Source organism: Pseudonocardia sp. ICBG1293 (assembly GCF_020131355.1).
GTDB lineage: Bacteria > Actinomycetota > Actinomycetes > Mycobacteriales > Pseudonocardiaceae > Pseudonocardia.
The window spans coordinates 381,939-395,982 of record NZ_JAHLEL010000038.1 but is presented as its reverse complement, the minus strand read 5'-3'; the positions used below and the strand labels follow the sequence as shown (position 1 = coordinate 395,982).

Sequence of the window (14,044 nt, the reverse complement as noted above, 5' to 3'; positions counted from 1 at the left end):
CCGCGACGCTTCCGCGCCCGGCACGCACCCGGGCATACTAAGAGGTCATTTCAGAACGAGGTCGACGTGTCTGTTGTAGACGACAAGCGGCTATCTGACCTGCCGTTTGATCTGTCGTCGAGGGGTCAATGGAAACTCGACAAGTCGTTCTGAAACGACCTCTAAGAGCGTCCGGCGATTGATGGTTATCGGAGTCGACGGGTCGTGGGTCGGGTTGTCCAGCGGTAGCGGCTGCGGGCACGGTTGATCAGCCGGCGGATCACGGTGAGCGCGGCGGCGAGGTCGAGGTAGAACTCGACGATGATCTTCCGGCGATCGGTGAACCGGCGCAGCTTGCCGTAGCCGTTCATCCAGGAATGGGTGCGCTCGACCGGCCACCGCATACCGACCTGGATCGGGGCGGGCCGGCCCTTGGTGGCGATCTGTGCGTCGAACCCGAGTCGTTCGAGCAGATCGCGGGTCTTGCCTGAGTCATAGCCCCGGTCCAGGTGCAGGCACGGTCGCTCGGGCAGCGGCCCGATCATGTCGTAGATCCCGATCAGGGTCGGTTTCAGCAACGGCGAGTCGTGGTCATTGGCGCGGGCGCTGATCAGGTGCAGCGGGATCCCCGCACCGTCGCAGACCACGGAGCGTTTGGTGCCCTGTTTGCCCCGGTCGACCGGGTTACAGCCGGCGACCTCGCCACCGCAGGGAGCCTTGGTGATCGCTCCGTCGGCAGACAGATCGTCGAGGTCGAGACCGATCATCTAGTCATAGCCGGCCAGCGCGGCCCGAAGGACCTGCTCCCCGACGCCAGCGGCGGCCCACTGGGCGAGACGGCGGCGGATCGTGCGGTCCGAGCAGCCGGGGGTGGCAATGCGTTCGTAGCCGCTGCCGTGCACCAACGCCGCGAGCACGTGCTCGAACACCAGGCGGTCGGGGATACGGCGGCGGTGACATCCCCACGGATGGGCCGGGTCGAACTCCGGGCGCCGCTCTGCCTCGATCAGGGCAGCGAACTCGACCCAGAGGGGGTCGATCAGCGATTCTGGCAATAGAGGCACGGACCCTCCAGGCGACCATCAGGACATCAGCAATCCCATGATCACTTGCAGGTCCGTGTCTCTACCAACACCGACACACGGCCACCTCTACTGCCGGACGCTCTAAGAGGTCGTTTCAGAACGACTTGTCGAGTTTCCATTGACCCCTCGACGACAGATCAAACGGCAGGTCAGATAGCCGCTTGTCGTCTACAACAGACACGTCGACCTCGTTCTGAAATGACCTCTAAGGCCTACTCCTCACGCGCCATCCGCGCCCACCTGCGCAGACGACGGATCGTCGCGGTCATCCCGGAGCCGGCTGACCAGCAGGGACACCGGAAACGACGCGGCACACGCGGCGGCCGACCACCGGCGTTCGACCGGGTCGACTACCGCGGCCGCAACGTCGTCGAACGCGGGTTCTGCGAGGTCAAGCAGTGGCGCGGCCTCGCGACCCGCTACGACAAACTCGCCCTGACCTTCCGCGGCGGAGTTGCACTGAAGGCCATCGTCACCTGGTTGCGCACTTTAGGAGACACGCCCTAGCTGGCTTTCGGCTGGCGCCGTGCACCGTCGGGCCAGATGACGGTCACCGGGATACCGGCGGTGCGCGCCTCGTCGACGACGGTGCCGGTCCCGCCACGGCGGGAGGCGTCCCCGTCCCACACGGCGGCGAGCAGGTCCGCGCCGTCCAAGAGCGCGCGGTTCGCGGCCTCGTACGCGGCGCGGTCGGCCGTCTGCGACGGCATCACGTGCACGCTCGTGGCGGCGGCCATCAGCTCGTCGAACAGAGCGGCGTGGGATTCGGTTACCTTCGTGGCCCGGTAGTCGGCCGATGGGAGCACAACCTCCAACGTCCCACCGTGCGCGAGCACCGTCTCTGCGAACAGGGAGTCGGCACCTCTGGCGATGCAGCTCACCCCAACGATCGGGCCTTCCTGGGACAGCAGGACTGCACTGATCTGGTCTCGGATCAGCGGTGTGCTCTCGGCGGTGAGGTCCATGTGCCCGGTGACGGCGATCCGCGTCATGCGCGTCCTTCCTCGGTCGTGCGCAGCGCCTCGGCAGCATGGTCGCGCAGCGCGCGGACAGCGACCGACCGGGCGTGCGGTTCGGTGTCGGTGTGGAAGTCGCGGAGCATGACCCGCACTCGGTCCGATGAGGTGGCCTGCGCCGCCTCGATCGCCCTGTGGCCGATCCGGGCGCCCTCGTCCAGTTCGCCGCTGAGCATGTGAGCTTGGGAGAGCCCGATCAGGTCGAGCGCGGAGGCGCGACGCCGCCCGTCGTCGCGGGTGTCGAGAGCCTGCGTGATCCGGCCAGTTGCGGCGACGGCGTGGGTCGGCGTGCCCCGCCCGGTCTGCGCCAGCTCCAGAAGTCGCCCGCCGACCGTGCCGTGCAGCTCGGCGGCGTCGAAGTAGTGCAGCCAGTACGGCTCCGTCTCAGGCCGGCCAGCGCGACTGAACGCGTCCTCGGCCGCGCCGACGGTGCGCTCGAACGCGGTGTGCCTGCCCAGGTGCGCGAACGCCCACGCTTCGCGCAGAGCCAGCACGCTCGTGAGCCGCGGTGTGGCGGCGTCGCCTACGGTGGACTGTGCAAGCCGGATCACCTCCAGGGCGTCGCTCGCGTGCCCGAGATAGAGGAGTTGGCGAGCCATTGCTGCCATCGCGTTGGCGGCAAAAGCTGGGTCGCCACCCGCGTGTGCGGCGCGAATCGCGAGCATGAAGTACCGCTGCGCGGACTCCTGTAGCCCCGAGTCCCACGACATCATGGCCGCGGTCTCCGAGAGCTGCGCCATGACTCGGTAAAGACGTTGTTTGAGCGGCCCGGAAGACAATTCCGTCACGGTTTCCGACAGTTCGTTGAGTTGCCCGAGGACGGCTTTCCGCCTTAGAGCGCCCGGCAAATGAGGTCGTGGGGGTGTCGTTGCAGGTAGAGGCACGGACCTCGGGTGATCATGGGATTGCTGATGTCCTGATGGTCGCCTGGAGGGTCCGTGCCTCTATTGCCAGAATCGCTGATCGACCCCCTCTGGGTCGAGTTCGCTGCCCTGATCGAGGCAGAGCGGCGCCCGGAGTTCGACCCGGCCCATCCGTGGGGATGTCACCGCCGCCGTATCCCCGACCGCCTGGTGTTCGAGCACGTGCTCGCGGCGTTGGTGCACGGCAGCGGCTACGAACGCATTGCCACCCCCGGCTGCTCGGACCGCACGATCCGCCGCCGTCTCGCCCAGTGGGCCGCCGCTGGCGTCGGGGAGCAGGTCCTTCGGGCCGCGCTGGCCGGCTATGACTAGATGATCGGTCTCGACCTCGACGATCTGTCTGCCGACGGAGCGATCACCAAGGCTCCCTGCGGTGGCGAGGTCGCCGGCTGTAACCCGGTCGACCGGGGCAAACAGGGCACCAAACGCTCCGTGGTCTGCGACGGTGCGGGGATCCCGCTGCACCTGATCAGCGCCCGCGCCAATGACCACGACTCGCCGTTGCTGAAACCGACCCTGATCGGGATCTACGACATGATCGGGCCGCTGCCCGAGCGACCGTGCCTGCACCTGGACCGGGGCTATGACTCAGGCAAGACCCGCGATCTGCTCGAACGACTCGGGTTCGACGCACAGATCGCCACCAAGGGCCGGCCCGCCCCGATCCAGGTCGGTAAGCGGTGGCCGGTCGAGCGCACCCATTCCTGGATGAACGGCTACGGCAAGCTGCGCCGGTTCACCGATCGCCGGAAGATCATCGTCGAGTTCTACCTCGACCTCGCCGCCGCGCTCACCGTGATCCGCCGGCTGATCAACCGTGCCCGCAGCCGCTACCGCTGGACAACCCGACCCACGACCCGTCGACTCCGATAACCATCAATCGCCGGACGCTCTACAACTAATGTCTTATGGTTTATGGCCGGGTGCGCGGGAACGCCGTCCGGCCGTGTCGGCCCCGACCGGGGCCACGGAAGCCGGAGGAAGGTCATGACCGCGACCGACACCCCGCCTCGCACCCAGATCCGCTACGAGATCACCGGCGCGACCGCACTGATCACCCTGGACCGGCCGGACCGGCTCAACGCCTTCACCGCGACCATGGCGGCCGAGCTCGTCGCCGCCTTCGACACCGCCGACGCCGACGACGCGGTGCGCGCCGTCGTCCTGACCGGCGCCGGCCGCGGCTTCTGCGCCGGTGCCGACCTGGAGCGCGGGACCGACACGTTCTCCGGCGACTCCGCCGGTGCGCCGCGGGCCGACCACGGCACCGTCGACGGCGTGGCCCGTGACCTCGGGGGTGTCGTCGCCCTGCGGATCGCCGCCTCCCGCAAGCCGGTGATCACCGCCGTCAACGGGGCCGCGGTGGGGGTCGGCGCGACGATGACACTGCCGTCCGACGTCCGGATCGCCGGTGAGGCGGCCCGGTTCGGCTTCGTGTTCGCCCGGCGCGGGCTCGTACCGGAGGCCGCGTCGACGTGGTTCCTCCCGCGGATCGTCGGCATCTCCCGCGCGATGGAGTGGGTCAGCACCGGCCGCGTGTTCGACGCCGGGGAGGCTCTCGCGGGCGGACTGGTCTCGCAGGTCGTGCCCACCGGCGAGCTGCTCGACACCGCGCTGTCGCTCGCCGCCGAGATCGCCGGGAACACCTCGCCCGCCTCGGTCGCGCTGTCCCGGAAGCTGTTGTGGGGCATGCTCGGCGCCGCGGACCCGTGGGAGGCGCACCGGCTCGAGACGCTCGCGATCGACGAGCTCGGGCGGGGTGGTGACGTGGCCGAGGGTGTCTCCGCGTTCCTGGAGAAGCGGCCCGCCGCCTTCGGCGACCGCATCGCCGACCGGCTCCACCTGGTGCCGGACTGGCCCGCCGTGCCGGAATCGGCCACCGCCGCACGGGGCGACCGGTGACGGCGGGCGTCCGGGACGAGCCCGGCAGCCGCACCGTCCACCTCGACGGCGACGGCGTCCGGCTCGCCGCGGACCGGTGGGAGCCGATCGGCCCGGGCCGCCGCGGCGCCGTGGTGCTGCTGCACGGCGGCGGCCAGACCCGGCACTCGTGGCGGCACACCGCGCGGCGCCTCGCCGCGGCGGGCTGGACGGTGCTCGCCCTCGACCTGCGCGGCCACGGGGACAGCGAGTGGTCCCCGGACGGCGACTACACCCTCGACGCGCACGTCGCCGACCTCCGGTCGGTCACCGGGACCCTCGACGAGCCCCCGGTCCTGATCGGGGCGTCGCTCGGCGGGATGACCTCGCTGCTCGCCTCCGGCACCGACCCGGACCTCGCCCGCGGCCTGGTCCTCGTCGACGTCACCCCGACCACGGAACGGGCCGGGACGTCGGCGGTCACCCGCTTCATGCGGGCCGGGCAGGAGGGCTTCGCCTCGCTGGAGGCCGTGGCCGACGTGGTGGCCGCCTACAACCCGCACCGGCCGCGGCCCCGCGACCCGCGCGGGCTGCTGAAGAACCTCCGGCGCCGGGCCGGGCGCTGGTACTGGCACTGGGACCCGCGGCTCGTCGACGAGCGGCAGACCGCCCCCGAGACGCTGACCGCGAACGAGCGGCGGGCACGGGCGGCCGCGCGCGACCTGGCGGTGCCGACCATGCTGGTGCGCGGCGCCGGGTCCGACGTGGTCAGCCCGGCCGGTGCGCGCGAACTGCTCGAGCTGGTGCCGGACGCCTGGTACGTCGAGGTCGACGGCACCGGGCACATGGTCGCCGGGGACGACAACGACGTCTTCACCGGTAGCCTGCTCGACTTCATGGAACACGTGGCGGTCGGCGCGGCCGCCGGAACCGGACGACCGGAGGGACGACCGTGAAGACCAACCTGACCTGCCCGTGCGGGGCCCGGATCCACGGCGAGGACGAGGACGACCTCGTCCGCCTGACCCAGGAACACCTCGCCGCGAAGCACCCCGACCACGAGTACTCCCGCGACGAGATCCTCTTCATCGCCTACTGACCCACCCCGCCCCCGGCAGACGCGCACGGGACTGGAGGACGCTCGCCCGATCGCGCGAGCGTCGCCGCACTCCATGAGCGTCTGCCGCGGAGCCAGGAGCCTAGGTGCGCCGCCGGTGGGTGGTCAGGGGGACGGGGGTGTCTGCGCGGCAGTGGTGCGCAGGGCCTCCAGGGTGACGATCTTGCGGCGGGGCGCGCCCGCCGAGCCGCTCGGCCCGGTCGATCGCCCGCCAGCCGGCCAGGCCGACGTGTCCGGGCCTGCGCTCGGCGAGGAGCCGGTCGAGGTCCGCCTCGGCGCCGGGCCCCGGGTCCGTGAGCCGGCCGGCCACGTGGTCCTCCAGCAGGGCGGCGACGGTCTCGGCCGCGCACCCACGGTTGGTCCCGATGACGCCGGAGGGGCCGCGCTTGATCCATCCCGTCACGTAGTGGCCGGTCAGCGGCGCCCCGCCGGGCTCCTGCAGCACGCGGCCCGCACCGTGCGGGACGGCCGCGCGCCCGTCGTCGAACGGCAGCCCGCGCAGCGGCGTCCCGCGGTACCCGACCGCCCGGAGCACCAGCCCGCAGTCCAGCAGCTCGGTCCCGCCGTCCGGGGTGCCGAACCGGACCCCGGCCACCGCTCCGGCTCCGTCGTCGACGATCTCCTGCGGGGTGCGGCCGAAGCGCAGCACGATCCGCCGCCGCTCCGGGTCCGGCGTGCGCCCCGCGTACCGGGCGACCGCCTCGGCCTTGAGCCCGGCGGCGTACCCGTCCACCGGGCCGGTGACCGCCTCCCCCTCCTCGACGAGCACCTGGACCCCGTCGATCCGGTCCAGTGCGAGCAGCTCCGGGGTGCTGAACGCGCCGTGCGACGCGTCGCGGCGGCCCACCACGTGCACCTCCCGGATCGCGCTGCCCCGCAGCGCGTCCAGCGCGTGCGGCGCGATGTCGGTGGCGGCGAGCGCGGCCCGGCCGGAGACCAGGACCCGGGCGACGTCGAGCGCGACGTTCCCGTTGCCGATCACCACGGCCCGCCCGGTGTCCAGCGGGACGTCCCGCCCGGCGTGGTCGGGATGGCCGTTGTACCAGGCGACGAGGTCGCGGGCGGGCAGGCTGCCGGCCAGGTCCTCCCCCGGTACGCCGAGCCGGCGCTCGCCGGAGGCACCGACCGCGTACACCACGGCGTGGTGCCCGGCGAGCAGCTCGCCGGTCGTCAGGTGCTCGCCGATCTCGACGTCGAGGTGCAGCCGGACCTGCGGGCGGCGCAGCAGCCGCTCCAGCCCGGCGCCGAAGCCCTTCGTCGCGCCGTGGTCGGGTGCCACGCCGAAGCGGACCAGCCCGCCCGGGACCGGGAGCCGGTCGAACAGCGTCAGCGACACGTCGCCACCGGTCCGTTCCAGCAGCTCCTGAGCCGCGTAGTAGGCGGACGGGCCGGTCCCGACCACGGCGACCCGCAGCGGCCCGGCAGTGTGCCGCGGCGGCGGGGCGGGCCGCCGGGCGCGGTCGGGCGCCGGGGGGAACGCGGCGAGGTAGGTCTCGGCGAGGTGCAGGCTCGTGCGGCCCTCGACGTCGAGCGCGTGGTCGCCGACGATCGCGCCGACCGGGCACACGTCCGCGCAGGCCCCGCAGTCGATGCAGGTGGCCGGATCGATGTAGAGGCTCTCCGCCGTGCTGAACCCCGGGTCGCCCGGGCGGGGGTGGATGCAGTCGACCGGGCAGACGTCGACGCACGCCGCGTCGTTGCAGCAGGTCCGGGTGATCACGTGCGTCATCGGGCTCCCTCCGGCACCGGGACGTCGGCCGGCGTCACGGTGACGCGCAGGCCGTTGAAGATCGGGGTCCCGGTGAGCGGTTCGAGCACCCGGTCGTCGACGAGCCGGTTGACGTTGGCCCCCGGCGCCGCCTCGGCCCGGTGCATCCGCAGTCCGGCCCCGGTGTGCCCCCACCCGTGCGGCAGGCTCACCACCCCCTGCCGGATCGCGGCGCTCACCCGCAGCTCGGCGACGACGTCGCCGGGACCTGCGCTGATCCGGACCAGCTCGCCGTCCACCAGGTCCAGCCGCCCGGCGTCGTCGGGGTGCATCATCAGGCCGCCCGCGCCGTCGTCCCGGTAGGGCAGCGCGTTGTGCAGCCAGGAGTTCATCCCGCGGTGCTGGCGCCGGTTGATCAGCCGCAGGTCGGTGGCGCGCCCGTGCTCGATGCTCGCCCGCAGCCGCGGGACGTCGGCGGTCAGCAGCGCCGGGGCGACGTCGATCCGGCCGTCCGGGGTACGCAGCACCCCGGGCAGCCGCGGCTCCAGCGGGCCGAGGTCGACGCCGTCGGGGGTCCGCTCGAGCAGCTCCAGCGTCAGGCCCCCGGGCTCGGCGCCGAACCGGTCGCCGAAGGGCCCGCTGCGCACCCGCATGTCGACCAGGCGCTCGGGCCCCGTCCGCGGGGCGACGGCCGCGAGCACCTCGTCATGGCCGGTCCCGCAGAGCCGGGCCGCCCGGCGGGCCGACTGGTCGGCGACCTCGTCGTCCATCACCTCGATCGGCAGATCCGGGGTGCCGCGGACGATCGCGGCGATCCGCAGCACCTGGTGCCACTCCGGCATCGCGCCGGGCGCGGGGGTGACGGCGGGCGGGCTGTAGCGGGCCACGTCGCGGATCTGGAAGTGGTTGAGCGTGAGGTCGATGTGCCCGTGCCCGAACAGGCCGGGGGCGGGGAGCACGACGTCGGCGTGCCGGGTCGTCTCGTTCAGGTAGGTGTCGAGGCAGAGCAGGAAGCCGACCTCGCGCAGCGCGCGTTCCATCGCGGCGCTGCCCGGGATGGAACGCGCCGGGTTGCCGGCGATCGTGACCAGCGCCTGCACCTGCCCGGGGCCGGGGGTGAGGATCTCCTCGGCGAGGCAGGCGACGGACAGCTCGCCGAGCATCTCCGGCATCCCGCGCACGCGCGAGTGCCAGCGGCCGAACGGTGGCTGCTTCATGCTGCCGGGCCAGGTGGTCGGTCCCCCGCCGGGCGGCGTCGCGAACATCGCACCGCCGGGGACGTCGAGCCGGCCGGTGGCGATGTTGAGCACCTCGACCAGCCAGTTCGCCAGCGTCCCGAACTCCTGGGTGCAGGTGCCGATCCGGGAGTGGACGACGGCGGAGCGGGCGGTCGCGAAGCGGATCGCGACGTCGCGGTTCGTCGCGGCCTCCACCCCGCAGACGTCCGCCACGCGTTCCGGGGTGAAGGGCCGGGCGGCGTCGAGCACGGTGCCGAGGCCGTCGACGAGCGTGCCGGCCGCCCCGGTGTCGACGAGCCCCTCGGCGTCGATCACCGCGAGCATCGCCATGAGCAGGTGGGCGTCCGTCCCGGGACGGACGGCGAGGTGCTCGTCGGAGACCTCGGCGGTCCGGGTGCGGGCCGGGTCGACCACGACCAGGGTGCCGCCCCGGTCCCGCAGCGCGTCCAGCCGCGTGCCGAACCCGGGGGCGCAGACGGTGCTGCCGTTGGAGACGAGCGGGTTGCTCCCGAGCAGCAGGAGGAAGTCCGTCCGGTCGATGTCCGGCAGCGACATCCCGATCCCGGTGCCGTAGAGCAGCGCGGTCACCAGGTTCTTCGGCCAGGTGTCCATGCTCGCCGGCGAGTAGAGGTTGCGGGAGCCGATCGCCCCGAGCAGGGCGGGCAGGTAGAGCGTGTGGTCGAGGTGGTGGGCCGCGGGGTTGCCGGTGTAGACGGCGACCGACTGCGGGTCGCCGGCCACCAGCGGCGGCAGCCGGCGCCCGATCTCGGCGAACGCCTCCGCCCAGGTCGCCTCGCGCAGCTCCCCGTCGCGCCGGACGAGCGGGACCGAGAGCCGGTCGGGGTCGTTGTCCAGGTCGGCCAGCCCGAGCCCCTTCGCGCAGGCGTGCCCGCGGCTGAACCGGTCGTCGGGGTTCGGGCGGACCGACCGTGCGACCCGGCCGTCGAACTCCATCAGCAGGCCGCAGGTCGCCTCGCAGAGCGGGCAGATCCGGTGCCGTTCAACACGAGACATGATGTGTCCAGTGTATCGCCGACCGGGTCGTCCGCCCACACCGATCTCGTCGCACCGGACCCGCCGGACGGCCGCAGGACCGCCCGGCGGGGGGACGTCAGCGGCCCAGCCGGCGCTTCCAGTCGTGGGCGCCCAGGAACCGCACGACCTTCGCCATGAACTCGCTGCGCGAGGGGACGATCGGGTACCAGTTCGGCTCCGCCTTCAGCGCCATCCGCTCCGACACGATCGACTGCTGGCGGCAGTACTTCAGCACGCCGTTCGCCCCGCCGAACCGGGTCCCGAGGCCCGACTGCTTCCAGCCGCCCATCGGCACCGGGAGCTGGAACACGGCGACGAGCGCGTTGTTGATCGAGACCGAGCCCGCCTCGATCATCCGGGACAGCCGGTCGGCCTTGCGCCGGTCGCGGGTCCAGAGGCTGGACGACAGGCCGAAGTCGGAGTCGTTCGCGAGCCGCAGCGCCTCGTGCTCGTCGGCGACCTTCATGATCGGCAGGGTCGGCCCGAAGGTCTCCTCGCGCATGCAGGCCATCGAGTGGTCGACGTCGACGAGCACGGTGGGCTCGAAGTACGCCTCGCCCTGGGAGCCCCGCTTCCCCCCGACGAGGACCCGCGCACCCTTGGCCTCGGCGTCGGCGACGTGCCGCTCGACGATCTCCAGCTGGGCGGGGGTGACCATCGCGCCGATCTCGGTGGCGTAGGCACCCGGGGCGTCCATGCCCTGGCGGACGGCACGCATCTTCTCGACGACCTTCGCGACGAACTCGTCGTACACGGGGGCCTCGACGTAGACCCGCTCGACCGAGATGCAGGCCTGGCCGCCGTTCATCATCGCGCCCCAGACGGCACCGCCCGCGGCCCGCTCGACGTCGGCGTCCGCCAGGACGATCATCGCGTCCTTGCCGCCCAGCTCGAGGCTGCACGGGATGAGCCGCTCGCCGGCGCGTGCGGCGATCGTCCGCCCGGTCCGGACGGAGCCGGTGAACATGACCATGTCCACCTCCTCGACGACCGCGGCACCCGCCCCGCCGTCACCGGTCAGACAGGCGAGCACCGGCGGGGCGCCGATCTCGTTCCATCCCTCGACGGCGGCGGCCCAGGTCAGCGGGGTCACCTCGGACGGCTTGCTCAGCACGGCGGCACCGGCCACCAGGGCGCCCACGACGTCCATCATCGGACCGGCCAGCGGGCCGTTCCACGGCGTGATCAGGCCGACCAGCTGGTACGGGCGGACCTGGACCCGCAGCTTCCGGGCCTTGTTGGGCAGGCCCGCCGACGCGACCTTGCGGTCGGCGAGGAACTTCTCCGCGTTGGCCGTGAAGTAGTTGATGACGTCGAGCGCCACCTGCATCTCGACCGCGGAGTCCGACCACGACTTGCCGGTCTCCGCCTGGACCAGGCCGATGACCCGCTGCTCGTTGTCGAGCAGCCAGTCCAGCCACCGGCGGAGGTGCCTGCTGCGCTCCTTCGGCCCCAGCGCCTCCCACGCGGGCTGCGCCGCCCGCAGGTCGCGCGCCGCCGCCGCGACGTCGGCCGCCCCCTGCCGCGGGACCGACCCGACGACGCGTCCGTCCGCCGGACAGCGCACCTCGCGCTCGGCGCGGTCGCCGGACGCCGTGCGGTCCTGCTCGGTCGTGGTGCTCATGTGTCTCCTCGAGTGCTGGACTCCGGACCGGCCGACGGCCCGGGCGGGCGGCGTCGAGCCGTGGTGCCGATCACCGGACACTATCCGTCATATGTAACGAAACACCACCGGCACGCCGTGCCCGGACCGGCCGTGCCGCCGGCGACCGGCGCATTCCGGCCCCTGCTGTGCTTCCTTGACCAGCATTTACTAAAGCTGTTAGCTTATTCGGGACGAACAAGGCCGCCGCTGGTGGGACCGGGAGACCTCAGATCTCCCGGTCGACCCCGCGCAGGAAGGTGCGGACCATCTCGACGAACCGTCGCTCGTCCTCGTCGTCCGGTGCGACCGGCGGCCCGTCCCCGGTACCGGGGTCGAGGCTCTGCAGGGCGGCCCGGCCGTTCGCCGTGCTGATCGCCGACCCGATCGCCATCCGGTGTGCCGCCTCGAGGAGGAACAGATGCATCCGCTCCGGGACGCCGTGAGCCGCCAGCAGACGCGAGTACTGCTGGTAGAGCCGTACGAGCAGCGGCTGCGGGAGGTGCTCCACCACGAGCGGGACGGCGCGCGGGTGCTGCAGCAGCGACCGGCGGAACAGCGTCGTCTCCTCGACCAGCCACTCCTGCCACCGGCCCGGCTCGGGGTCCGGGACGCGCGGGGTGTCGAGCACGATGATCCGCGCGACCTCGGCGAGGATCTCGGCCTTGTCCGCGAAGTGGTTGTAGAGCGAGGGCGCGCGAACGCTCAGGGCCGCGGCGAGCCGCTCCAGGCTCAACGCCGCCGGCCCGCCCTCGTCGACGATCTCCAGCGCGGCGCGCGCTGCACCGTCCCGCGTGATGAGTGGCCTGCGCCCCATCCCCACCCTCTCGCTCGCTGAGCCGAGCGTACGACCACCCCACCCACCACGACGGAGGACGCCCGACGATGCGCAACACCACCGTTCTCGACGCCCTGTACGCCTGGTCGAGGCGCCGCCCGGAGGCGCCCGCCCTGCAGGACCCCGACCGCGCCCTGTCCTGGAGCTCGCTCGTCGAGGCGCAGGACGCGGCCGCCCGCACCCTGGTCGACGCCGGTGTCCGCCCCGGTGACCGGGTCGGCGTCCTGGGGCCGCTCTCGGTGGACTGGGCCGTCGCCGCGCTCGGCGTGCTCCGCGCCGGCGCCGTGCTCTGCCCGCTCAACGAGCGGCTCGGGGCGTTCGAGCTCTCCGAGGTGTTCGCGCGGATCGACCCGGTCCTGGTGCTCGCCGACGAGGGTCACCGGCCGGTGCTGGACGGGATCGGCGCGGGCGCCCCCACGGTCCGCACGCTCGGCGAGATCGGCACGGGCGGCTCGGCCGCCTCGGCTGCCGAGCTCCCGGACCTGCCCCGCGACCCGTCCCGGCCGGTCTCGATCATCCCGACCTCCGGATCGACGGGACACCCGAAGGGCGTCGTCTACACCCACGAGTCCCTGCTGGGCGCGTTCTTCGAGTGGACCCTGCAGGCCCCGGAGCTGCTCCGCGGGCGGGCCCTCAACGTCAGCGCGTTCTCGTTCGCGGCGGGCCTGCTCAACGGCTTCCTGGGCCCGCTGGTACTCGGCGGCAGCGTCGTGCTGCTCCCCCGCTGGGACGCCGGCACCGCGCTGCGGCTGATCCGCGACGAGCGCATCACGACCTTCGCCGCCACCACGATCTTCTACGAGCAGATGGCGCGCCTGCCCGAGTTCGCCGACGCCGACCTGTCGTCGCTGACCGTCGCCTTCACCGGCGGCAACCCCGTCACCACCGAGCTGATCGGGGCGTGGTCGGCCAAGGGAGTCGGGCTGCGCCAGGCCTATGGCCTCACCAAGTCGCTGTCGAACGTCACCTTCCCCACCGTGGAGATGGCGGTCCGCAGCCCCGAGTCCGTCGGCGAGGGCGGCATCCTCACGCGGGTCGCCGTCACCGACCCGAACGGTGCGCCGCTGCCGGCGGGCGAGCCCGGCGAGATCCGGATCTCCGGGCCGGGGGTCGCCGCCGGGTACTGGGACGACGAGGCGCGCACCACCGAGACGTTCGGCGACGGCTGGCTGCGGACCGGTGACGTCGGCGTCGTCGACGACCACGGTGCGCTGCGGATCGTCGGTCGACTGAAGGACATGATCATCAGCGGCGGCATGAACGTCTACGCGGCCGAGGTCGAGCGCGCGGCGCTCACCCTGCCGGGCGTCGTCGAGGTCGCCGTCATCGGCGTCGCCGACGACGAGTTCGGCGAGACGCCCGCGCTCCTCCTGCGGACCGCCGGACCGGTCACCGAGGAGGCCGTGCTGGAGCACTGCCGGGCCCGTCTCGCCTCCTACAAGATGCCCCGCTACGTCGTCCTCGTCGACGACCCGCTGCCGCGGACCCCGAGCATGAAGATCGACAAGGCGGCGATCCGCACCCGGCACACAGACATCCCGGACACACACCGGCGGCACGGCCGCAAGCCGCTGCCCGCCTGAACCGACCCGGACGACGACGA

The 14,044-nt window shown here is 72.6% G+C and carries 11 protein-coding genes and 2 pseudogenes; 6 read left to right on the top strand and 7 right to left on the bottom strand.

From position 1 onward, the window contains the following. Positions 1 to 185: 185 nt before the first annotated feature. Positions 186 to 1,043 (bottom strand): annotated as a pseudogene (locus KPF47_RS15650) (IS5 family transposase). A 45-nt stretch (positions 1,044 to 1,088) separates the two neighbouring features. Between KPF47_RS15650 and KPF47_RS40970 the strand changes: the two are divergent. Continuing rightward, a complete protein-coding gene (locus KPF47_RS40970; RefSeq protein ID WP_374108851.1) occupies positions 1,089 to 1,571 on the top strand; it encodes a transposase in 483 nt (160 codons plus the stop codon). On the opposite strand, the gene KPF47_RS15640 is transcribed toward KPF47_RS40970, so the two are convergent. Both KPF47_RS15640 and KPF47_RS15635 read right to left on the bottom strand, forming a co-directional pair. Continuing rightward, on the bottom strand, positions 1,568 to 2,056 hold the full coding sequence (locus KPF47_RS15640) for a hypothetical protein (protein WP_075329898.1): 489 nt from the start codon (positions 2,054 to 2,056) through the stop codon (positions 1,568 to 1,570). The genes KPF47_RS40970 and KPF47_RS15640 overlap by 4 nt on opposite strands. Then, positions 2,053 to 2,820: a hypothetical protein gene (locus tag KPF47_RS15635; protein ID WP_224389504.1), complete on the bottom strand. Its 768-nt coding sequence runs from the start codon at positions 2,818 to 2,820 to the stop codon at positions 2,053 to 2,055. The genes KPF47_RS15640 and KPF47_RS15635 overlap by 4 nt, the downstream gene beginning before the upstream one ends. A gap of 198 nt (positions 2,821 to 3,018) precedes the next feature. Here KPF47_RS15635 and KPF47_RS15630 point away from each other — a divergent pair. From KPF47_RS15630 to KPF47_RS15615, 4 genes and pseudogenes are all read left to right on the top strand, one after another. Further along, positions 3,019 to 3,876: pseudogene (locus KPF47_RS15630) on the top strand (IS5 family transposase). A gap of 114 nt (positions 3,877 to 3,990) precedes the next feature. Further along, entirely contained in the window at positions 3,991 to 4,905 is a 915-nt protein-coding gene (locus KPF47_RS15625) for an enoyl-CoA hydratase-related protein (protein WP_224389503.1), read from the top strand. Beyond that, positions 4,902 to 5,819 (top strand): alpha/beta fold hydrolase, encoded by a 918-nt coding sequence (locus KPF47_RS15620; RefSeq protein WP_224389502.1) that lies wholly within the window; start codon positions 4,902 to 4,904, stop codon positions 5,817 to 5,819. Before KPF47_RS15625 ends, KPF47_RS15620 begins: the two co-directional genes overlap by 4 nt. After that, positions 5,816 to 5,962 (top strand): DUF1059 domain-containing protein, encoded by a 147-nt coding sequence (locus KPF47_RS15615; protein WP_064485457.1) that lies wholly within the window; start codon positions 5,816 to 5,818, stop codon positions 5,960 to 5,962. The genes KPF47_RS15620 and KPF47_RS15615 overlap by 4 nt, the downstream gene beginning before the upstream one ends. Positions 5,963 to 6,062: 100 nt before the next feature. On the opposite strand, the gene KPF47_RS15610 is transcribed toward KPF47_RS15615, so the two are convergent. From KPF47_RS15610 to KPF47_RS15595, 4 genes are all read right to left on the bottom strand, one after another. Beyond that, complete coding sequence (locus KPF47_RS15610) at positions 6,063 to 7,709, bottom strand: 4Fe-4S binding protein (RefSeq protein WP_224389501.1); 1,647 nt, start codon at positions 7,707 to 7,709, stop codon at positions 6,063 to 6,065. Further along, positions 7,706 to 9,940, bottom strand: a complete 2,235-nt coding sequence (locus KPF47_RS15605) for a molybdopterin-dependent oxidoreductase (RefSeq protein WP_224389500.1) — start codon at positions 9,938 to 9,940, stop codon at positions 7,706 to 7,708. Before KPF47_RS15605 ends, KPF47_RS15610 begins: the two co-directional genes overlap by 4 nt. Before the next feature lie 97 nt (positions 9,941 to 10,037). Then, the gene (locus KPF47_RS15600) at positions 10,038 to 11,585 is read right to left on the bottom strand and encodes an aldehyde dehydrogenase family protein (RefSeq protein WP_224389499.1); all 1,548 of its coding nucleotides are present in this window, start codon (positions 11,583 to 11,585) and stop codon (positions 10,038 to 10,040) included. 247 nt (positions 11,586 to 11,832) lie between these two features. After that, positions 11,833 to 12,420, bottom strand: coding sequence for a TetR/AcrR family transcriptional regulator (locus KPF47_RS15595; RefSeq protein ID WP_224389498.1), 588 nt, complete (start codon positions 12,418 to 12,420; stop codon positions 11,833 to 11,835). Between the two features lie 68 nt (positions 12,421 to 12,488). On the opposite strand from KPF47_RS15595, the gene KPF47_RS15590 reads away from it, so the two are divergent. Next, on the top strand, positions 12,489 to 14,024 hold the full coding sequence (locus tag KPF47_RS15590) for a class I adenylate-forming enzyme family protein (RefSeq protein WP_224389497.1): 1,536 nt from the start codon (positions 12,489 to 12,491) through the stop codon (positions 14,022 to 14,024). Positions 14,025 to 14,044: the final 20 nt, after the last annotated feature.